The organism is Pseudomonas sp. COR18 (assembly GCF_048568395.1).
Lineage (GTDB): Bacteria > Pseudomonadota > Gammaproteobacteria > Pseudomonadales > Pseudomonadaceae > Aquipseudomonas > Aquipseudomonas fuscovaginae_B.
This window is the reverse complement of the sequence record NZ_CP183808.1, coordinates 3,631,980-3,650,456: the sequence shown is the minus strand read 5'-3', so window position 1 is coordinate 3,650,456 and position 18,477 is coordinate 3,631,980. Positions and strand designations below refer to the sequence as shown.

The window sequence follows — 18,477 nt, the reverse complement described above, 5'->3', positions numbered from 1 at the left end:
TGCTCCCCGGCCCCAAGGAATGACTATGCAATTGTTCTGGCTGCGCACCGACCTGCGCCTGCATGACAACACCGCACTCAGCGCCGCGGCCCGCAGCGGCCCAACGGTGGCGGTGTACCTGCTCACTCCCGGGCAATGGCGGGCCCATGACGATGCACCGTGCAAGGTCGACTTCTGGCTGCGTAACCTGCGCGAACTGGGCCAGGCGCTGGCCGGGCTGAACATCCCGCTGCTGATCCGCCACGCGGATACCTGGGACCAGGCCTCCGCCGTCCTGCTCGAACTGTGCCAGTCGCTGGGCATCGATGCCGTGCACGTCAACGAGGAATATGGCGTACACGAAACCCGCCGCGACCGCGCCGTGAGCAAGACCGTCGAGGCCCACGGCATCGCCTTCCACAGCCATCTCGACCAACTGTTCTTCCGCCCGGGCAGTGTCCTGACCCGTACCGGCGGCTACTTCCAGGTCTTCAGCCAGTTCCGCAAGGTCTGCTACAGCCGCCTGCATGGCGCCTTACCGGCGTTGGTCCCGGCCCCTGCGACCCAGGCGCCCCTGCCGATCGGGAGCGACCCGGTTCCAGCCGCGATCGACGGTTTCGACAGCCCCTCCCAGGCCTTGCGCGACCTCTGGCCCGCCGGTGAAAGCGAAGCCCGGCGACGTCTGGAGCACTTCGCCGACCAGCAGATCGACGCCTACCGGAGCGAACGCGACTTCCCGGCCAAGCCCGGCACCAGCCAACTCTCCGCCTACCTGGCCGCTGGGGTGGTGTCCCCGCGCCAATGCCTGCACGCAGCCCTGCAAAGCAACCAAGGCGAGTTCGACAGCGGCAACGCCGGCGCCATCACCTGGATCAACGAACTGCTCTGGCGCGAGTTCTACAAACATATCCTGGTCGGTTATCCGCGGGTCTCGCGGCATCGCGCGTTCCGCCCGGAGACCGAAGCCGTGGCCTGGCGCCATGCGCCCCGGGACCTGGAGGCCTGGCAGCAGGGCCGCACCGGCCTGCCGATCATCGACGCCGCCATGCGCCAGTTGCTCGACACCGGCTGGATGCACAACCGCCTGCGCATGGTGGTGGCGATGTTCCTGACCAAGAACCTGCTGATCGACTGGCGCGAGGGCGAGCGCTTCTTCATGCGCCACCTGATCGACGGCGACCTGGCGGCCAACAACGGCGGCTGGCAGTGGAGTTCCTCCACCGGCACCGATGCGGCGCCGTACTTCCGCATCTTCAACCCGATCAGCCAGTCGCAGAAATTCGACAGCGAAGGCCTGTTCATCAAGCACTGGCTGCCGGAACTGGCGGCGCTGAACAAAAAGGACGTGCACAACCCGGCCGCCCTCGGCGGGCTGTTCGGCGTGCCCGGTTATCCCCAGCCGATCGTCGACCTGGCCAGCAGTCGCGACCGGGCCCTTGCCGCGTTCAAGAGCCTGGCGCCGCGCCAGGATGGCGGGGGCCTGCATGAGTGAGTTCCTGCGCGACTTCGCCCGGCGCTTTTGCGCCGTGGACAGGCACAACCTGGGGTTGCTCGACGAACTGTACAGCGAGGACGTGCACTTCACCGACCCGCTGCACGAGGTTCACGGCCTGCCGGCGGTGCGCCGTTATTTCGCCGACCTGTACAGCAACGTCAGCGAACTGGCGTTCGACTTCCACGGCTTCGACCCGGTTCGCGACGGCGAAGGCTACCTGCGCTGGCACATGAGCTACCGCCACCCCAGGCTGGCCGGGGGCAAGCCGATCCATGTCGAGGGCTGTTCCCATCTGCTCTGGCACGAAAAGGTCTATCGCCATCGCGATTACTTCGATGCCGGCGCCCTGCTCTACGACCATCTGCCGTTGCTCGGCTGGGCCACCGCATGGCTGAAAAGGAGAATGGCATGAGTCCCAAACCCCCACGCCGCATCTGGCTGACCGGCGCCAGCAGTGGCATCGGTGCCGCCGTGGCCGAAGTGCTGCTCAAGAGTGGCGCCCGACTGGCGGTCAGCGCACGCAATGAACAGGCCCTGGAGGAGCTCGGCGAGCGTTATCCGGGCCAGGTGCTGGTGGTTCCCGGCGACCTGACCGACAGCCAGCAGGTGCGCGAGATCGGTGAACGCATCAGCCAGGCCTGGGGCGCCCTCGACACGGTGATTCTCAATGCCGGCACCTGTGAATATGTGGATGCCCGGGAGTTCGATGCCTCGGTCATCGAACGGGTGGTACGCACCAACCTGCTCGCCAGCAGCTATTGCATCGAGACCGCCCTGCCGCTGCTGCGGGCCGGAACCACACCGCACCTGGTCGGCATCGCCAGCGCCGTGACCTTCCTGCCGCTGCCGCGCGCCGAGGCCTATGGCGCTTCGAAAGCCGGCATGCGCTACCTGTTCGAATCGCTGCGCATCGACCTGGCCTACGAGGGAATCGACGTCACCATCGTCAGCCCCGGCTTCGTCGACACGCCGCTGACCCGCAAGAACGACTTCCCGATGCCGCTGAGCTGGCCTGCCGACAAGGCCGCCGAGCACATCTGCGAGAGGTTGCCCCGACGGCCGCTGGAAATCGCCTTTCCGGCCCTGTTCATGGCCGGGCTCTGGCCGCTGTCACGCCTGCCCAGGCGCCTGCAACTGGCGATCGGCAAGCGCATGGCGCGCAACGGCCAACAGACCGAGGACCGCTCATGAAGATCGCCCTGATCGGCAGCGGTATCTCCGGCCTGACCTGCGCCTACCTGCTCAACCGGCAGCACTCGATCACGCTGTTCGAAGCCGCCGAATGGATCGGCGGCCACACCCATACGGTCGAGGTCACGGTCAACGGCCAACGCCATGCCATCGACACCGGCTTCATTGTCTTCAACGACTGGACCTACCCGAACTTCATCCGCCTGCTCGGCCAGCTCGGGGTCGGCCACAAGCCTACCGAAATGAGTTTTTCGGTGCATGACCCGGCCAGCGGCCTGGAGTACAACGGCAACAACCTCAACAGCCTGTTCGCCCAGCGCAGCAACCTGTTGTCGCCCGGCTTCTGGGGCATGTTGCGCGACATCCTGCGCTTCAACCGCCAGGCCCTCGCCGACCTCGAACAGCAGCGCATCGCCGCCGACACCACCCTCGGCGCCTATCTGCGCGATGGCCGCTACGGCGAACGCTTCATCCAGCACTACATCGTGCCGATGGGTGCGGCGATCTGGTCGATGTCACTGGCGGACATGCTCGGTTTCCCCTTGCAGTTCTTCGTCCGCTTCTTCAGCAACCATGGCCTGCTGTCGGTCAACGACCGTCCGCAGTGGCGGGTCATCGAGGGCGGTTCAAGCAGCTACGTGGCACCCTTGACCGCCGGTTTTCGCCAGAACATCCGCCTCAACTGCCCGGTGACCCGGGTCGAACGCGACGAACAGGGCGTGGTTATCCACAGCGCCGCCGGCAGCGAACGCTTCGACAAGGTGGTGTTCGCCTGTCATAGCGACCAGGCCCTCCGGTTGCTGGCCGAACCGAGCGAGGCCGAGCGGCAGATCCTCGGCGCCCTGCCCTACGCCGACAACGAGGTGGTGCTGCACACCGACACCCGACTACTGCCGCAGCGTCCACTGGCCTGGGCCAGCTGGAACTATCGCCTCGGCGGCCAGCGCCAGGCGGCTGTGACCTACAACATGAACATCCTGCAGGGCCTCGTCAGCGACACCACCTTCTGCGTCAGCCTCAACCAGACAGCCGACATAGACCCGCGCAAGGTTCTGGCCCGCTACACCTACGCCCACCCGCAATACAACCTGGCCGCCATCGCCGCTCAGCAGCGCTGGGAGGAATTGTATGGTGATCGCCATACCTACTACTGTGGCGCCTACTGGGCCAACGGTTTCCACGAAGACGGCGTGACCAGCGCCCTGCGGGTGGCCGGTGCCTTCGGGGAGCAGCTGTGAACAGCGCCCTGTACAGCGGCTGGATCAGCCACCGACGCTTTGCGCCCCGGCGCCACGCCTTCCGCTACCGGATCGGCCTGCTGTACCTGGACCTCGCCGAGCAGGACAACGTCCTCGGCCTCTCCCCCCTGGCCGGCCGCCACCGCTTCGCGCCCTTTGCCTGGCGCGAGACCGACCACCTGTGCGCCTTCACCCGCCAGGGCATGCCGTTGATCGACGCGGTACGCCAGCAGGTTGCCATGGCCCTCGGCCAGGCGCCGCAAGGCGCGGTGCGCCTGCTGACGCAACCACGCAGTTGGGGATTGTCGTTCAACCCGGTGAGTTTCTTCTACTGCTTCGATAGCGACGAGCGCCTGGCGGCGATTCTCTGCGAGGTGACCAACACGCCCTGGGGCGAGCGCTACCACTACGTGCTCGCCGCCAACGGCGAGGGCCATCAGCATGTCACAGCGGCGAAGTCGTTCCATGTCTCGCCGTTCCTGCCCCGCGACCTGCAATACCGCATGAGTTTCAGCCAGCCCGATGAACGCCTCGGCGTGCACATGGCCGACTGGCAGGGTGAACTGAAGCTGTTCGATGCCACCCTCGACCTGCAACGCCAGGACCTGGACCGGGCCAGCCTGCATCGCCACCTGTGGCGCTTTCCCTGGATGAGCGCCAAGACCTGCCTGTCGATCTACTGGCAGGCATTGCGCCTGCTGCTCAAACGGACACCCCTCTTCTCCCACCAGGCCGCCGATGGCGCCTTCAGCATTGCAACCGCGCACCCCGAGGAACAACGTCATGAAAAGTCCTAGCCTGGTGACCAGGAACAACCTGTGGAGCGCCAACCGCTTCAGCACCGGTCTGCTGCGCCGTGGCGTGCTGCGCCAGTTGAGAGCGCTGCGTCACGGCCAGTTGCTGGTGGTCGAGGACGGCGAGCGCCAGGTGTTCGGCCAGCCCGGCAGCGGCCTGCTGGGCGAGATCCATGTCCAGGACCCGGCGGCCTGGGGCCTGGTCGCCGGCAACGGCTCGATCGGCGCCGGCGAGGCCTTCATCCATGGCTACTGGACCAGCCCGGACCTGACCGCGGTGATCCGCGTGTTCGTCAGCAACCTCGACGTGCTCGATGCCATGGAAGGCGGCCTGGCCCGACTGGGAAGGCCCTTCATCCAGGGATTGCACTGGCTCAATCGCAACACCCGCCAGGGCTCGCGCAAGAACATCGCGGCTCACTACGACCTGGGCAACGACCTGTTCGAGCAGTTCCTCGACCCGACCATGATGTACTCGGCGGCGCAGTTCCTCAGCCCCGAAGACAGCCTGGAGCAGGCCCAGTTGAACAAGCTGGAACGCATCTGCCAGAAGCTGGAACTGAAGCCGGGCGATCACCTGCTGGAAATCGGTACCGGCTGGGGCAGCATGGCGATCCACGCCGCCCAGCACTACGGCTGCAAGGTCACCACCACCACGCTGTCCCGCGAACAGCTGGCCTATGCCCGCCAACGCGTCGAGGCCCTGGGCCTGCAGGACCGGATCACCCTGCTGCTGGAAGACTACCGGGACCTCACCGGCCAATACGACAAGCTGGTCTCCATCGAAATGATCGAAGCCGTCGGCCATCGTTTCCTGCCCGACTACTTCCGCCAGTGCGCCCGCCTGCTCAAGAGCGACGGCCTGATGCTGCTGCAGAGCATCACCATCCGCGAGCAACGTTATGAACAGGCGAAGAACAGCGTCGACTTCATCCAGCGCTACATCTTCCCTGGCGGGGCGCTGCCCAGTGTGCAGAAGCTGCTTGAGGTGGCCGGTCAACACACCGACATGAACCTGCTGCACATGGAGGACTTCGGCCTGCACTACGCGCGCACCCTGCGCCTGTGGCACGAGAATTTCCAGCAGGCCCATCCGCGCCTGGCCGAGCTGGGCTACGACGTGTATTTCCTGCGCCTGTGGGAGTTCTACCTGTGTTACTGCGAAGGCGGTTTCCTCGAACGCGCCCTGGGCACCGCGCAACTGCTGCTGGCCAAACCGGCGGCACGGCCGCAGCCGTTGCTCGGGCGCTTCGAGGACTGAACGACGGGACGCTACAGCGGCATCGTGTAGTGCAGGGCGTAGCTTTCGATACCGTCGTTCGGCGTGCGGATACCGGCATTGGAATAGTGGGTGGCGCGAATCCCCACTTCATGCCCACCGGCAAAGCGCAGGCCGAAACCGAGACGGTCCTCGAACTGGAAGGCCGAGCCGAGCTTGTTGTCCTCGATTTCCGTGTGGGCGAAAAGCGCCACGCCGATCCCCGCCTCGATATAGGGTTTGACCGAAGCCCCGGAAAACTCGTACACGAACACCGGCGAGAACGACAGGCTGTGGTTGCTGGAGACCTTATCGCCGTCCCAGTAGGTGTAGGCGCCGTTCCAGTAGCCGGTCAGGCGACCGACATCGCTTTGCAACCAGCTTTTATCCCAATCCCATTGCAGGCCCAAGCGGTAGGTCTGGGTCGAATCGCTGGTCTGGCCAAGGGAAAACTCGACACCGGCCGCTTGTGCCGTCACGCCATACATCAGGGTTGCGGCCGTCAACGCAGCCAGACAGAACAATCTCTTCATCAGAAATATCCTATTTCAAAGGGATGTTTTACAGCGAGGAAGACCTTCAATAGAAGCGTGGCGCGAGGCAGAAGTTCAGCAAATTCCAGGGCTTTTTCAAGAATTTTCCTAACGTTCGAAGCTTTCCACGCTGCCTGGCTTATTCCATAGCATGGGCAGGATCTTTCCGAGGTGATGCGGATCAGCACTGGTCCAGAACCGCGCCTCGCGGGCTGGCCCCGTGGACAACAGGTCGCGGGCCTGCAACAGGCGCTGGAGCTGCCGGGCCACTGCGGCGCCGGTGTCGATCAGGCTGATGGAGGCGGGAACCATCTCCAGCAGCAGCGGCTTGAGGAACGGATAGTGGGTGCAGCCGAGAATGATGGTGTCGCAACCGGCCGCCAGCAATGGCTCGACATAGCTGGACAACAGCTGGCGCAGGGCCTGGCTGTGCAGGTCGCCGCCCTCGATCATCTCGACCAGCCCGGGACAGGGCTGGGTGACCACCCGCACATCGTTGGCGAAGCGGTCGAGCAAGGCGGCGAACTTGGCGCTCTGCAAGGTACCGGTGGTCGCCAGCACCCCAACCACGCCACTGCGGGTGGCAGCAGCGGCCGGCTTGACCGCCGGCTCCATGCCCACCAGCGGCCAGTCCGAGTAACGCTGGCGCAGGTCGGCGACCCCGGCGACAGTGGCGGTATTGCAGGCGATCACCAGTGCCTTGGCCCCCTGCTCGCGCAGGAAGCCGGCAATCACCTCGCAACGCTGGCGAATGTACTCCGGACTTTTTTCACCGTAGGGAATGTGCCCACAGTCGGCGATATACAGCAGCGATTCGTTGGGCAGCAGGCGGTGGATTTCATTGAGTACCGACAGGCCGCCGACACCCGAGTCGAACACCCCGATCGGCGCCTCACGCATGGCGGCTACCGCAGACGCTGCACTGCGGGTCGCGCTTGACCCGTAGCTCACGGAACTTCGTACTCAAGGCATCGACCAGCAACAACCGGCCAACCAGCGGGTCGCCAAAGTCGGCGAGCAGCTTCAGCGCCTCCAGGGCTTGCAGGCTGCCGATCAATCCCACCAGCGGGCCAACCACTCCGGCCTCGCTGCAGGTCAACTCGGCCTCGCTGCCGTGGCCGTACAGGCAGTGGTAGCACGGGCTGTCGGCGCGACGCGGGTCGAACACCGACAACTGGCCTTCGAGACGGATAGCCGCCCCGCTGACCAGCGGCTTGCCTGCCGCCACGCACGCGGCGTTGACCGCCTCGCGGGTGGCAAAGTTGTCGCAGCAGTCGAGCACCAGGTCGACAGCGGCGATGGCCACGCCCAGACTGTCTTCACCCAGGGCCTGGCGATGGGCGACCAGGCGCACCTCGGGGTTGAGCGCGGTCAGCCGGCGCACGGCCGAGTCGACCTTGCTCGAACCGACGCTGTCGGTGTCGTGGATGATCTGGCGTTGCAAGTTGGTCAGGTCGACGCTGTCGAAATCCGCCAGGTGCAACTCGCCCACGCCGGCGGCAGCCAGGTACAGGGCCACCGGCGCACCGAGGCCACCGAGACCGACGATCAGCACCCGGCTGTGTTTCAGACGCAACTGGCCGTCGATATCGACCTGTCGCAACAGGATCTGCCGGCTATAGCGCAACAGCTCCTGATCGTTCAGCACGGCAGCCGTCCCAGGCTGATGCGCTGATGACCGCCCAGGTCGGTGCGGCTGTGCACCTCGCTGAAACCTTGCGCCGCCAGCAGCCCGCGCACAGCGTCGGCCTGGTCGTAACCGTGCTCGAGCAGCAACCAGCCACCGGCCTCCAGGTACGCGGGTGCCTGGGCGATGATCGTGCGCAGGTCATCCAGGCCATCGGCACCGGCCACCAGGGCACTGGCAGGCTCGAAGCGCACGTCACCCTCGGCCAGGTGCGGATCGGCCGCGGCGATGTAGGGGGGGTTGCTGATGATCAGTTGAAAACGCGGGCCTTGCAGGGCACTGAACCAGTGACTGTGCAGCACCGTGGCGTTATCCAGGCCCAGACGCTGGCGATTGCGCTCGGCCAGGGCCACCGCTTCCGGCACGCGGTCCACCGCCGTGACCTGCCAGGCCGGGCGCTCGCTGGCCAGGGCCAGGGCAATCGCGCCGGTGCCGGTGCCGAGGTCGAGCACCCTGGCCGGGGTGGCCGGCAGCAGTTCCAGGGCGGCTTCCACCAGCAACTCGGTATCCGGGCGCGGAATCAGGGTGTGCGGCGCGACCTCCAGGTCGAGCTTCCAGAAGCCCTGCTGGCCCAGGATGTAGGCCACCGGCTCACCTTCGCGGCGGCGCTGGAGGAAATCGCCGAAGGTCTGCGCGTCCTCGCTGCTGACGATCTTTTCCGGCCAGGTGTGCAGGTAACTGCGGGATTTGCCCAGGGCCGCCGCCAGCAGCAACTCGGCGTCCAGGCGCGCGGTTGGCGAGTCGGGCAGTTCAGCGGCGCGCAGCAGGCTGGCAATAATAGTCATTCAGTCACCCAGCGCCGCCAGTTGGTCGGCCTGGTATTCGGCCAGCAGCGGTTCGATCACCGCCTCGACCCCACCGGCCATGATCTCGTCCAGGGAGTACAGGGTCAGGTTGACACGGTGATCGGTGACCCGGCCCTGGGGGAAGTTGTAGGTACGGATACGCTCGGAGCGGTCGCCGGAGCCCACCAGCAACTTGCGCTCGCTGGCAATCGCGTTGGCGGCGGCGCTGGCCTGCTGGTCATTGAGCTTGGCCGACAGCCAGGCCATGGCCCGTGCCCGGTTCTTGTGCTGGGAACGCTCTTCCTGGCACTCGACCACGATCCCGGACGGAATGTGGGTGATGCGGATCGCCGAATCGGTCTTGTTCACGTGCTGGCCGCCCGCCCCCGAGGAGCGGTAGGTGTCGATGCGCAGGTCGGCCGGATTGATCTCGATGGCTTCCTGTTCGTCCGGCTCGGGCAACACGGCCACGGTGCAGGCCGAGGTATGGATACGCCCCTGGGACTCGGTGGCCGGTACGCGCTGCACACGATGGGCACCCGATTCGAATTTCAGCTTGCCATAGACATTCTCGCCCTCGACCCGGGCGATGACCTCTTTATAGCCGCCATGCTCGCCCTCGCTTTCCGAGAGAATCTCCACCCGCCAGCCGCGTTTTTCGGCGTAACGCGAGTACATGCGGAACAGATCGCCCGAGAAGATCGCCGCCTCGTCACCGCCGGTACCGGCACGAATCTCGAGGAACACGTTGCGACCGTCGTTGGGGTCCTTGGGCAGCAGCATGCGTTGCAGGGTGGATTCCAGCTCGACCAGTTGCTCCTTGGCCTCGCGGACTTCCTCGACCGCCATTTCGCGCAGGTCCGGGTCGCTGTCCTTGAGCAGCGCCTGGGCGCCCTCGAGGTCCGCCTGCACCTTCAGCACCTGCTGGTAGGCGGCGACGATCGGCTCGACCTCGGCGTACTCCTTGGAGTAGGTGCGGAACCTGGCCTGGTCGGAAATGACCTCGCCATCGCCAAGCAAGGCGGTCAGTTCCTCGAAACGGTCCTGGAGGACGTCCAACTTTTTGAGCAGTGACGCTTTCATTGCGGTTTCTTATCCGAAAAGCTATCCGATGAGCCCTCACGGAGGGCAAAGAGTTCCTGCGCCATGGCCAGCGCATCGAGACGGCCTTCGGCGGACAACTTCTTCAGTTGCACACTGGGCGCATGCATCAACTTGTTGGTCAGGCCGCGGGCCAGTTGCATCAGCACGTCCTCGGCGCTGTTGCCATTGGCCAGCAGACGCTGGGCCTTTTGCAATTCTTCGTCACGCAGGCGCTCGCTCTGCTGGCGGTAGGCACGCAGCACATCCACCGCGGCCAGCTCGCGCAGGCGCGCCATGAAGTCGTCGACGCCGTTGCTCACCAGTTCCTCGGCCGCCTGCGCGGCGCCCTGGCGGCTCTTGAGGTTCTCGGCGACCACTTCGTGGAGATCGTCGACGGTATAGAGGTAAACGTCGTCCAACTCGCCGACTTCCGGCTCGATATCCCGGGGGACGGCGATGTCCACCATGAAGATCGGCTTGTGCTTGCGCAGCTTCAGTGCGCTTTCCACCGCGCCCTTGCCGAGAATCGGCAACTGGCTGGCGGTGGAACTGATGACGATGTCGCTGTGCACCAGCTCCTGGGGAATGTCGGCCAGCAGCACCGCATGGGCACCGAACTCCTCGGCAAGGGTCTTGGCCCGCTCCAGGGTCCGGTTGGCCACCACGATACGCTTGACGCCCTGCTCGTGCAGGTGGCGGGCGACCAGGGTGATGGTCTCGCCGGCACCGATCAGCAGCGCGGTGCTGCGCTGCAGGTCGCTGAAAATCTGTTTCGCCAGGCTGACGGCGGCAAACGCCACCGACACCGGGTTCTCGCCGATGGCGGTATCGGTGCGCACCTGCTTGGCGGCGCTGAAGGTGGCCTGGAACAGCCGCCCGAGCAGCGGGCCGACGGTTCCGGCTTCGCGTGCCACGGCATAGGCCGACTTCATCTGGCCGAGAATCTGCGGCTCGCCGAGCACCAGCGAATCCAGCCCGGAGGCGACACGCATCATGTGACGAACGGCCGCATCGTCCTCGTGCACATAGGCGCTGGCACGCAGCTCTTCCAGGCTCAGGTGGTGATAATCGGCCAGCCAGCGCAGTACCGTCTCCGCCGCCAGGTGATCCTGTTCCACATACAGTTCGCTGCGATTGCAGGTGGAGAGGATAGCGGCTTCCCGGCTGTCGGTCAGACGGCAGAGCTGCTGCAGCGCCTCCACCAACTGCTCGGGAGTGAACGCCACGCGCTCGCGCACGTCTACGGAGGCCGTCTTGTGGTTGATGCCGAGTGCGAGGAAGGCCATTCAAGGTCGCTGATGATGTCGAGAAGCCGACAATTGTCCTACTTCACCCGGTTCAGAACAACCACCGCCGACTATTGTCATAATCGAACGTTGCTATTAATGCCCCCGGTGAGCGGTCTCGGGTATGGTTCTGCCCACCGCTTGTGTCATGATGGCCCGACCGCAGGTTAGTTGCCCTTCTCCTATATGAATAGATCGTCCGCGTTGCTTCTCGCTTTTGCCTTCCTCAGCGGCTGTCAGGCCCTGGCACCCGTGTCGCCGGTCCATACACCGCCGGCCGAGGAAACCACGGCGGCCCCGGAAAAGCCCAAGGTCTACGGCTCCTTCAGTGAAGACACGGTCTTCAGCCTGCTGAGCGCGGAACTGGCCGGACAGCGAAATCGTTTCGATATTGCCCTGGACAACTACGTCACCCAGGCGATCAACACCCAGGACCCGGGCATCTCCGAGCGCGCCTTCCGCATCGCCGAGTACCTGGGTGCCGACCAGGCCGCCCTCGACACCTCGCTGATCTGGGCGAAAAACGCCCCGGACGATCTCGAAGCACAGCGTGCGGCCGCCATCCAGCTGGCCCGCGGCGGGCGTTATGACGATTCCATGGTCTATATGGAGAAGGTCCTGCAGGGCAAGGGCGATACCCACTTCGACTTCCTCGCCCTGTCGGCCGCCGACACCGACCAGGACACCCGCAACGGCCTGATGAAGAGCTTCGACCGCCTGCTGGTCAGGCATCCGAAGAACGGCCAGCTGATTTTCGGCAAGGCCCTGCTGCTGCAACAGGACGGCGACAACCAGGGCGCCCTGACGCTGCTGGAGAACAACCCGCCGGAAGATGGCGAGATCGCGCCGCTGCTGTTGCGCGCGCGCCTGCTGCAGAACCTCAATCGCGGCAAGGAAGCGATTCCGCTGCTGGAAAAAAGCATCAGGAAGTACCCGGAAGACAAGCGCCTGCGCCTGACCTATGCGCGCATGCTGGTCGAACAGGACCGCATGGCCGACGCCAAGGTGCAGTTCTCCAACCTGGTCCAGCAGTATCCGGAAGACGACGAACTGCGCTTCTCCCTGGCACTGGTCTGCCTGGAAGCCAAGGCCTGGGACGAGGCCAAGGGCTATCTCGAGGAACTGATCGCCCGTGACAGCCACGTCGACTCCGCCCATTTGAACCTCGGCCGCATCGCCGAGGAGAAAAACGACCCGCAGGGCGCCCTGGAAGAATACGAGCAGGTCGGTGCGGGCAACGACTACCTGCCGGCCCAACTGCGCCAGGCCGACATCCTGGTCACCAGCGGCCGTGGCGCCGAGGCCTCGAAGCGGCTCGCCGCGGCCCGTGACGAGCAGCCGGACTACGCGATCCAGCTGTACCTGATCGAAGCCGAGATCTTCTCCGCCAACAATCAGGGCGAGCAGGCCTGGAAAGTCCTGCAACAGGCGCTGCTGCAGTATCCGGACGACCTCAACCTGCTCTACACCCGCGCCATGCAGGCGGAGAAACGCAACGATCTGGCCCAGATGGAAAAGGACCTGCGGGCGATTCTCAAGCGCGAACCGGACAACGCCATGGCCCTCAATGCCCTCGGCTACACCCTGTCCGATCGCACCACCCGCTATGCCGAAGCCAAGGAACTGATCGAAAAGGCGCACCAGTTGAACCCGGAAGATCCCGCCGTGCTCGACAGCCTCGGCTGGGTCAATTTCCGCCTGGGCAACCTTGACGAGGCCGAGCGCCTGCTGCGTCAGGCTCTGGAGCGCTTCCCCGACCAGGAGGTCGCGGCGCACCTGGGCGAAGTCCTGTGGGCCAATGGCAAGCAGGGCGAAGCCAGAAAAATCTGGGGCAGGTTCCTCAAGGACCAGCCCGACAGCCCCATCCTGCGTGGCACCATCAAACGCCTGACCGGTTCCGAGACTCTTTAAGCTTATGTTCCTGCGCCACCTCGTTGTCTTCAGCCTGATCGCCCTGCTCGCCGGTTGTGCGGGCTTCGGCGCCCGTGAGTCCGTCGAGGGCCACGGCGACCCGGCCCGCTGGGCCAGCCACAAGCAGCAGTTGAGCAGCCTCGATGGCTGGCAGATCAACGGCAAGGTCGGCATCCGCGCGCCGAAGGACTCCGGCAGCGGCACACTGTTTTGGCTGCAGCGCCAGGACTACTACGACATTCGCCTGTCCGGTCCGCTGGGCCGCGGTGCCGCGCGCCTGACCGGGCGTCCCGGCCAGGTGTCGCTGGAAGTGGCCAACCAGGGCCGCTACGAGGCGCAAAGCCCCGAAGCCCTGCTGGAGGAGCAACTGGGCTGGAAACTGCCGGTTTCCCATCTGGTCTGGTGGGTCCGCGGCCTGCCCGCACCCGACAGCAAGAGCCGCCTGAGCCTGGACAACGACAGCCGGCTCGCCACCCTGGAGCAGGACGGCTGGCAGGTCGAATACCAGAGCTATGCCGAACAGAACGGCTACTGGCTGCCCGAGCGCCTGAAGCTGCACGGCCAGGATCTCGACGTCACGCTCGTCGTAAAGGACTGGCAGCCACGCCGGCTGGGGCAATGACATGAGCACCCGCCAACTGATCCTGCCCTCGCCGGCCAAGCTGAACCTGATGCTGCACATCATCGGCCGCCGGGCCGATGGTTATCACGAGCTGCAGACGCTGTTCCAGTTCCTCGACCACGGTGACGAGCTGCGCTTTGCCCTGCGTGACGACGGGGTAATCCACCTGCACACCGAGTTCGACGGCGTACCCCACGACAGCAACCTGATCGTGCGCGCAGCGAAAAGACTCCAGGAACAATCCGGATCGACGCTCGGCGCGGACATCTGGATCGACAAGATCCTGCCCATGGGTGGCGGCATCGGCGGCGGCAGCTCGAATGCCGCGACCACACTGCTCGGCCTGAACCATCTGTGGCAACTGAACTGGGACGAGGACCGCCTGGCGGCCCTGGGCCTGAGCCTGGGTGCCGACGTACCGGTTTTCGTCCGCGGCCATGCGGCTTTCGCCGAAGGTGTCGGGGAAAAGCTCACCCCGGTGGACCCCGAGGAACCGTGGTATGTCGTGCTTGTCCCGCAAGTCTCTGTAAGTACAGCAGAAATTTTTTCGGATCCGCTGTTGACACGTGACTCCGCGCCCATTAAAGTGCGCCCCGTTCCCGAGGGAAACAGTCGAAATGACTGCTTGCCGGTTGTTTCAAGGCGTTATCCGGAAGTACGTAATGCCTTGAGTTCGCTGGGTAAATTTACCGAAGCGAAACTGACCGGAACTGGAAGTTGTGTGTTTGGGGCCTTCCCAAACAAAGCTGAAGCTGATAAAGTCTCGGCCCTTCTTGCAGAGACCCATACAGGGTTTGTAGCCAAAGGCAGCAACATCTCGATGTTGCACCGAAAGTTGCAAAGTCTGCTCCAGGAATGCGAGTAGCAGCTACTCGTAGCAACAGATACAGGGGCGTCGCCAAGCGGTAAGGCAGCAGGTTTTGATCCTGCCATGCGTTGGTTCGAATCCAGCCGCCCCTGCCATTTTCTAATACTCATCCAGGTTACCCTCAGCCTTCAGGTACTGCGCGTGTCCAAGATGATGGTCTTTACGGGGAATGCCAACCCCGATCTGGCTCGGCGTGTCGTACGTCAGCTGCATATCCCTCTCGGTGACATCTCTGTCGGAAAATTCTCCGACGGCGAAATTACCGCTGAGATCAATGAAAACGTCCGCGGTAAAGACGTCTTCATCATTCAGCCGACTTGCGCTCCGACCAACGATAACCTGATGGAACTCGTCGTGATGGCTGATGCCTTCCGCCGTTCCTCAGCCACCCGAATCACTGCGGTGATCCCCTACTTTGGTTACGCCCGTCAGGATCGCCGTCCGCGCTCCGCACGTGTGGCTATCAGCGCGAAAGTCGTGGCTGACATGCTCACCGTGGTAGGCATCGACCGTGTCCTCACGGTTGACCTGCACGCTGACCAGATCCAGGGCTTCTTCGATATCCCGGTAGATAACATCTACGGCTCCCCCGTTCTGGTGGACGACATCGAAGACCAGCGTTTCGAAAACCTGATGATCGTGTCTCCGGACATTGGCGGCGTCGTGCGTGCACGTGCCGTTGCCAAGTCGCTGGGCGTGGATCTGGGCATCATCGACAAACGTCGTGAGAAGGCCAACCACTCCGAAGTGATGCACATCATCGGTGACGTCGAAGGCCGCACCTGCATTCTCGTCGACGACATGGTCGACACCGCCGGCACCCTGTGCCACGCGGCGAAAGCCCTCAAGGAACATGGCGCTGCCAAGGTCTTTGCCTACTGCACACACCCTGTGCTGTCGGGCCGGGCGATCGAGAACATTGAAAATTCCGTGCTGGACGAGCTGGTGGTGACCAACACCATCCCGCTGTCCGCCGCAGCACAAGCCTGTGCACGTATCCGTCAACTGGATATCGCACCGGTAGTCGCCGAAGCGGTTCGCCGCATCAGCAACGAAGAATCGATCAGCGCGATGTTCCGCTAAGGGCCCGGCCCTGGCAGACCACCCGTTGACGTAAAGCGCCCCGCCCCAACACCCCTGTTGGGGCGGGGCTTTTTTGCCCATACCGCTCACGTCGGTCGCAGACGTGCTCGGAAGATGGCTATTTTGGAGATACAAAATGACTGATTTCATCCTGAACGCCGAAGCGCGTAACGACCTGGGGAAAGGTGCGAGCCGCCGCCTGCGTCGTCTCGCCAGCCAGGTTCCTGCCGTTGTCTACGGTGGCGACAAGGCTCCTGAGTCCATCACCATCCTGGCAAAAGAAATTGCCAAGCTGTTCGAAGACGAGGCTGCCTTCAGCCACGTGATCGAGCTGAACGTGGGTGGCACCAAGCAGAACGTGATCGTTAAGGCCCTGCAGCGTCACCCAGCCAAGCAGTTCATCCTGCACGCCGACTTCGTTCGCGTTGTCGCTGGCAAGAAACTGACCGCTACCGTTCCTGTGCACTTCATCAACGAAGCTGCTCCAGTGAAGAAAGGCGGCGAGATCTCCCACGTCGTGAACGAGATCGAAGTTTCCTGCGAAGCCAAGGACCTGCCTGAATTCATCGAAGTCGACCTGGCCAACGCCGAAGTCGGTTCGATCATTCACCTGTCCGACCTGAAGGCGCCAAAAGGCGTTGAGTTCGTAGCTCTGGCACACGGCGACGACAAGGCAGTAGCCAACGTTCACGCTCCACGTGTTGCTCCAGAAGCAGAAGGCGCTGCAGAGTAATCTCACTCTGACGCCGGAGTGATTGGAAACATCGCGGACTGGAACGTAGCGAGAAAGCGGGCGAGAATGCGGAGTTTACATCATGGTAAATGAGCACTTTTCGTCCACTTTCGCCGCCGTCTCCAACGGCGTTGTTATCCACCACTCCATAGAAGGGCCCCTGTCGTGACTGCCATCAAACTGATCGTTGGCCTGGGTAATCCAGGCACCGAATACGAACAGACCCGGCATAACGCGGGGGCCCTTTTTGTTGAGCGCATCGCCTCGGCACAAGGCATCAGCCTCGTGGCCGATCGCAAGTATTTCGGCCTGACCGGGCGCTTCAGTCACCAAGGTCAGGATGTTCGTCTGCTGATTCCCACCACCTACATGAACCGTAGCGGCCAGGCCGTTTCGGCATTGGCTGGATTCTTCCGCATCAAGCCCGAAGAAATCCTCGTGGCGCATGACGAACTCGACCTGCCACCCGGCGTTGCCAAGCTCAAGCAGGGCGGCGGGCATGGCGGTCACAACGGCCTGCGCGACATCATCGCGCAGCTCGGCAACCAGAACACCTTTCATCGCCTGCGGCTCGGCATTGGCCACCCCGGCGTTGCAAGCATGGTTTCAAACTTTGTCCTGGGTCGTGCGCCACGCGCCGAACAGGAAAAACTCGATGCCAGCATCGATTTTGCCCTCGGCGTGCTGCCGGATATTCTCGCCGGTGAATGGAACCGTGCGATGAAAAACCTGCACACCCAGAAGGCCTGACTCTTTACCCGAGGGGAAACACCATGGGATTCAACTGCGGCATCGTCGGCTTGCCCAACGTCGGCAAATCCACCCTGTTCAACGCCCTGACCAAATCCGGTATCGCGGCAGAGAACTTCCCCTTCTGCACCATCGAGCCGAACAGCGGCATCGTACCGATGCCCGATTCGCGCCTGGCGGCCCTGGCCGAGATCGTCAATCCCAAGCGTATCCTGCCGACCACCATGGAATTCGTCGACATCGCAGGCCTGGTGGCCGGTGCGTCGAAAGGCGAAGGCCTGGGCAACAAGTTCCTGGCCAACATCCGTGAAACCGACGCCATCGCCCACGTGGTCCGCTGCTTCGAAGACGACAACGTGATTCACGTCGCCAACAGCGTCGACCCGAAACGCGATATCGAAATCATCGACCTGGAACTGATCTTCGCCGACCTCGAAAGCTGCGAGAAGCAACTGCAGAAGGTCGCGCGCAACGCCAAGGGCGGTGACAAGGATGCCGTGGTCCAGAAAGGCCTGCTGGAACAACTGATCGCCCACTTCACCGAAGGCAAGCCGGCACGCAGCCTGATGAAGAACATGAGCGCGGAAGAAAAGGCGGTGATCCGCGGCTTCCACCTGCTGACCACCAAGCCGGTGATGTACATCGCCAACGTCGCCGAAGACGGCTTCGAGAACAACCCGCTGCTGGACGTGGTCAAGGCCATCGCCGACGAGGAAGGCGCAGTGGTGGTGCCGGTGTGCAACAAGATCGAGGCGGAAATCGCCGAACTGGAAGACGGTGAAGAGAAGGACATGTTCCTCGAAGCCCTGGGCCTCGAAGAGCCTGGCCTGAACCGCGTGATCCGCGCCGGTTACGAAATGCTCAACCTGCAGACCTACTTCACCGCCGGTGTCGAGGAAGTCCGCGCCTGGACCGTGCGTGTCGGCGCCACCGCCCCCCAGGCTGCCGGCGTGATCCACACCGACTTCGAAAAAGGCTTCATCCGCGCCGAAGTGATCGCCTACAACGACTTCATCCAGTACAAGGGCGAAGCGGGCACCAAGGAAGCCGGCAAATGGCGCCTGGAAGGCAAGGACTACATCGTCAAGGACGGTGACGTGATGCACTTCCGCTTCAACGTGTAAGTGTGACCGTGGGTCTACACGGACCTCGATAGTCAAAAAAATCCCCGTGTTCACTCG

Annotated in this window: 19 protein-coding genes and 1 tRNA gene; 14 read left to right on the top strand and 6 right to left on the bottom strand. The window is 63.7% G+C overall.

Features of this window, described 5'->3' with window-relative positions; genetic code table 11:
* The first annotated feature begins 25 nt into the window (after positions 1–25).
* From phrB to ACM62G_RS16805, 6 genes are read left to right on the top strand one after another with little or no spacing between them, the layout of a single operon-like run.
* The gene (phrB, locus tag ACM62G_RS16830) at positions 26–1,471 is read left to right on the top strand and encodes a deoxyribodipyrimidine photo-lyase (protein WP_419735200.1); all 1,446 of its coding nucleotides are present in this window, start codon (positions 26–28) and stop codon (positions 1,469–1,471) included.
* Positions 1,464–1,886 carry a nuclear transport factor 2 family protein gene (locus ACM62G_RS16825; RefSeq protein ID WP_054060984.1) on the top strand — a complete coding sequence of 141 codons (423 nt, stop codon included), beginning with the start codon at positions 1,464–1,466 and terminating at the stop codon, positions 1,884–1,886. Before phrB ends, ACM62G_RS16825 begins: the two co-directional genes overlap by 8 nt.
* Positions 1,883–2,665: an SDR family NAD(P)-dependent oxidoreductase gene (locus tag ACM62G_RS16820; RefSeq protein WP_273823971.1), complete on the top strand. Its 783-nt coding sequence runs from the start codon at positions 1,883–1,885 to the stop codon at positions 2,663–2,665. Before ACM62G_RS16825 ends, ACM62G_RS16820 begins: the two co-directional genes overlap by 4 nt.
* Complete coding sequence (locus ACM62G_RS16815) at positions 2,662–3,903, top strand: NAD(P)/FAD-dependent oxidoreductase (RefSeq protein WP_054060982.1); 1,242 nt, start codon at positions 2,662–2,664, stop codon at positions 3,901–3,903. Before ACM62G_RS16820 ends, ACM62G_RS16815 begins: the two co-directional genes overlap by 4 nt.
* Positions 3,900–4,700, top strand: coding sequence for a DUF1365 domain-containing protein (locus ACM62G_RS16810; RefSeq protein ID WP_419735199.1), 801 nt, complete (start codon positions 3,900–3,902; stop codon positions 4,698–4,700). Before ACM62G_RS16815 ends, ACM62G_RS16810 begins: the two co-directional genes overlap by 4 nt.
* The gene (locus tag ACM62G_RS16805; RefSeq protein WP_419735198.1) at positions 4,687–5,958 is read left to right on the top strand and encodes a class I SAM-dependent methyltransferase; all 1,272 of its coding nucleotides are present in this window, start codon (positions 4,687–4,689) and stop codon (positions 5,956–5,958) included. The genes ACM62G_RS16810 and ACM62G_RS16805 overlap by 14 nt, the downstream gene beginning before the upstream one ends.
* Before the next feature lie 11 nt (positions 5,959–5,969).
* On the opposite strand, the gene ACM62G_RS16800 is transcribed toward ACM62G_RS16805, so the two are convergent.
* The 6 genes from ACM62G_RS16800 to hemA all read right to left on the bottom strand — a co-directional run bounded on the left by ACM62G_RS16800 (position 5,970) and on the right by hemA (position 11,329).
* Positions 5,970–6,488, bottom strand: a complete 519-nt coding sequence (locus ACM62G_RS16800; protein WP_054060979.1) for an acyloxyacyl hydrolase — start codon at positions 6,486–6,488, stop codon at positions 5,970–5,972.
* 108 nt (positions 6,489–6,596) lie between these two features.
* On the bottom strand, positions 6,597–7,388 hold the full coding sequence (murI, locus tag ACM62G_RS16795) for a glutamate racemase (protein WP_419735197.1): 792 nt from the start codon (positions 7,386–7,388) through the stop codon (positions 6,597–6,599).
* A complete protein-coding gene (locus ACM62G_RS16790; protein ID WP_419735196.1) occupies positions 7,381–8,136 on the bottom strand; it encodes a molybdopterin-synthase adenylyltransferase MoeB in 756 nt (251 codons plus the stop codon). Before ACM62G_RS16790 ends, murI begins: the two co-directional genes overlap by 8 nt.
* The gene (gene prmC / locus ACM62G_RS16785; protein ID WP_419735195.1) at positions 8,130–8,960 is read right to left on the bottom strand and encodes a peptide chain release factor N(5)-glutamine methyltransferase; all 831 of its coding nucleotides are present in this window, start codon (positions 8,958–8,960) and stop codon (positions 8,130–8,132) included. Before prmC ends, ACM62G_RS16790 begins: the two co-directional genes overlap by 7 nt.
* Entirely contained in the window at positions 8,961–10,043 is a 1,083-nt protein-coding gene (gene prfA / locus ACM62G_RS16780) for a peptide chain release factor 1 (RefSeq protein ID WP_054060645.1), read from the bottom strand.
* Positions 10,040–11,329 (bottom strand): glutamyl-tRNA reductase, encoded by a 1,290-nt coding sequence (gene hemA / locus ACM62G_RS16775; RefSeq protein ID WP_054060644.1) that lies wholly within the window; start codon positions 11,327–11,329, stop codon positions 10,040–10,042. The genes prfA and hemA overlap by 4 nt, the downstream gene beginning before the upstream one ends.
* 186 nt (positions 11,330–11,515) lie before the next feature.
* Here hemA and ACM62G_RS16770 point away from each other — a divergent pair, with 186 nt between their 5' ends.
* From ACM62G_RS16770 to ychF, 8 genes are all read left to right on the top strand, one after another.
* Positions 11,516–13,240, top strand: a complete 1,725-nt coding sequence (locus tag ACM62G_RS16770) for a tetratricopeptide repeat protein (protein ID WP_054060643.1) — start codon at positions 11,516–11,518, stop codon at positions 13,238–13,240.
* A 4-nt stretch (positions 13,241–13,244) separates the two neighbouring features.
* On the top strand, positions 13,245–13,862 hold the full coding sequence (gene lolB / locus ACM62G_RS16765; RefSeq protein WP_054060642.1) for a lipoprotein insertase outer membrane protein LolB: 618 nt from the start codon (positions 13,245–13,247) through the stop codon (positions 13,860–13,862).
* A 1-nt stretch (position 13,863) separates the two neighbouring features.
* Positions 13,864–14,727: a 4-(cytidine 5'-diphospho)-2-C-methyl-D-erythritol kinase gene (gene ispE, locus ACM62G_RS16760; protein ID WP_273823983.1), complete on the top strand. Its 864-nt coding sequence runs from the start codon at positions 13,864–13,866 to the stop codon at positions 14,725–14,727.
* 23 nt (positions 14,728–14,750) lie between these two features.
* A tRNA-Gln gene (locus ACM62G_RS16755) sits at positions 14,751–14,825 on the top strand.
* Positions 14,826–14,871: 46 nt separating this feature from the next.
* Positions 14,872–15,813 carry a ribose-phosphate pyrophosphokinase gene (locus ACM62G_RS16750; RefSeq protein WP_003171603.1) on the top strand — a complete coding sequence of 314 codons (942 nt, stop codon included), beginning with the start codon at positions 14,872–14,874 and terminating at the stop codon, positions 15,811–15,813.
* A gap of 136 nt (positions 15,814–15,949) precedes the next feature.
* Positions 15,950–16,546 carry a 50S ribosomal protein L25/general stress protein Ctc gene (locus ACM62G_RS16745; protein WP_054060640.1) on the top strand — a complete coding sequence of 199 codons (597 nt, stop codon included), beginning with the start codon at positions 15,950–15,952 and terminating at the stop codon, positions 16,544–16,546.
* Between the two features lie 165 nt (positions 16,547–16,711).
* Complete coding sequence (gene pth, locus ACM62G_RS16740) at positions 16,712–17,296, top strand: aminoacyl-tRNA hydrolase (RefSeq protein WP_054060639.1); 585 nt, start codon at positions 16,712–16,714, stop codon at positions 17,294–17,296.
* 23 nt (positions 17,297–17,319) lie between these two features.
* Complete coding sequence (gene ychF, locus ACM62G_RS16735) at positions 17,320–18,420, top strand: redox-regulated ATPase YchF (protein WP_054060638.1); 1,101 nt, start codon at positions 17,320–17,322, stop codon at positions 18,418–18,420.
* Positions 18,421–18,477: the final 57 nt, after the last annotated feature.